1 pseudogene is annotated in these 1,332 nt (G+C 66.2%); it reads right to left on the bottom strand.

From position 1 onward, the window contains the following. Positions 1–163: 163 nt before the first annotated feature. Positions 164–1,332: pseudogene (locus DC522_RS33505) on the bottom strand (IS1182 family transposase); the annotation flags it as partial.

Genomic DNA, 1,332 nt, shown 5'->3' with positions numbered 1-1,332 from the left:
CGTGTCAGAACGCAGATCGCGACCGACTGAGCTCGCCCGTGTGGTCCTCTGACGGCGGGAGCGCGAGTGACAACGGCCGTTTGGCTCTTCGACCAGGCGGAATGTCAGTCTCCATGGTGTCCGAGCCATCGTGATGGGCTCGGGTGCCTATGGCGGCCGTCCCTCAGGACTGGATTGCCGCCAGCAGCGGTCCAGGGCCAAGGATCGCCAGAACCCGCTTCAGGTTATAGGCGAGCACATGCAGGCTCATCTCCGTCCTGACCCGCGCCAAGGTCCGGGTCAGGAAGTGCGTGGCGCCCATCCACGCCTTGATCGTGCCGAACGGATGCTCCACCGTCTGCCGGCGCAGGCGCATCGTCTCCGGTGCCCGGTCGAGCCGCTCCTGCATCGCATCGAGCACGTCCTCGTGCTCCCAGCGTCTGACCCGGCGCTCCTTGCCAGGTGTACACTGCTCTTTCAGAGCACACCTCCCACAGCAGGTGGTCCGAAGCGACCTTCGGCTTTGGCGCACGAAGTGAGGACCTTGGGCCCAGAGGGCGTGATGCCGGCTCTCTCGCAGGCCAGGATCTCCTCACCCTGGTAGTAGCCTCTGTCCGCCAGGGCCTCCAGCGTCGGCGTGCCCATAGCCGTTTGTGCCTGCTGGGCCATCCCCGACAACTGGCCCCGCTCCGAGCCGCTGTTGGTCATCTCATGCGCGGCAATCAGAGGATGCTGCACATCCACGGCCGCCTGCATGTTGTAGCCCACGATCCCCGTGCCGATGCCGCGGGTAGCCATCGACCGCGCATCCGGGTCGGTGAGGGAGATCTGCTGCTCGGGAGCCGCCAGCACCTGCTGCTCCAGCTCCCGGAACTGCCGCATCTGCTCTTTGGGCGCTGCGATCTTGTCCTTGAGCCGGCCTGCCTTCTCCTGCGCCAACTCGCTCTCCTGCCGGTCGGCCGGATCACGCGCGGAGAGGTAGGGCGCGATGCTGGCCTCGACCTGCGCGATGCGCTTGGCGAGCTTGGCCGGCGTGAAGTTCTTGTCGCGGGTGTTGACGGCCTTGAACTTGGAGCCGTCGATGGCCACCACCGCCTGCGAGAACAGGTTGAGCTTGCGGCACAACCCGACGAACGGGCGGCACACGGCCCGGATGGCCGGTCCGTTGTCCTTGCGGAAGCGGGCGATGGTCTTGTGATCTGGCTGGAGTTGGCCGGTGAGCCACATCAGCTCGAGATTGCGGCCGGTCTCCTGCTCGAGGCGGCGGCTGGACGGAATGCGGTTGAGATAACCGTAGAGATAAATCTTGAGCAGGGCCGCCGGATGATAGGCCGGGCGGCCTGTCGCCTGCGG

The sequence above is a fragment of the Microvirga sp. KLBC 81 genome (assembly GCF_003075415.1).
Taxonomy (GTDB): domain Bacteria; phylum Pseudomonadota; class Alphaproteobacteria; order Rhizobiales; family Beijerinckiaceae; genus Microvirga.
The sequence above is the reverse complement of the archived record's forward strand: the minus strand, read 5'-3'. Positions and strand labels throughout refer to the sequence as shown.